This window comes from Parachitinimonas caeni (assembly GCF_030129945.1).
Lineage (GTDB): Bacteria > Pseudomonadota > Gammaproteobacteria > Burkholderiales > Chitinimonadaceae > Parachitinimonas > Parachitinimonas caeni.
This window is the reverse complement of record NZ_JARRAF010000166.1, coordinates 1-541: the sequence shown is the minus strand read 5'-3', so window position 1 is coordinate 541 and position 541 is coordinate 1. Positions and strand designations below refer to the sequence as shown.

Here is a 541-nt window from a genome sequence, read left to right as displayed (position 1 = left end):
CGCTGATGTCTTCGCCGATCGGCACCAGATTCTGGCCACATTGGCCGCAGGTGCAGGTGGCGGGTTCGTGTCGGTGCTCAATGCGCGGCAGCGAGGCGGGCAAAGGCTGGCGACCAGTGGGCTTGCGTTGGGGACGTTCGGCGGGAACTTGCAGTTGTTCGACGTCGGCGATGATGGCTGCGCCGTCCTCGGCACAGGTGTCGTCAAACAGGTCGCGTTGCTCGGGGGCAAGGGCTTCGCTTTTGACGCCAAACCGGAGCCGCTTGTGATGCGCCAGCTCCAGCGTCAGCGCCTGGATCTTCAGGTCTTTGTTGCGCAGTTCCTGATCTTTGAGGTGGAGTTCCCGGTCTTTGGCTTGCAGCAGATGGTGTTGGGCTTGCTGCGCGACGTTCGCCTGCTCTGCCAGCTGCGCCATCACCCATTCCGCCAAGGCGGGATCGGGGTTGAAACGGGCGAGTTCGGCAGCGATATCCATGATCGGATTTTACCATGCCCCACCCACCAGAAGCCGCTTCCTGCTTGAGTTTGAAGCGACTTTTAT

1 protein-coding gene is annotated in these 541 nt (G+C 61.4%); it reads right to left on the bottom strand.

What is annotated here, in order from left to right; all coding sequences use genetic code 11:
• Positions 1-475: IS66 family transposase (locus PZA18_RS24135; protein WP_456238583.1), on the bottom strand; the 475-nt coding region annotated here is incomplete at its 3' end.
• Positions 476-541: the final 66 nt, after the last annotated feature.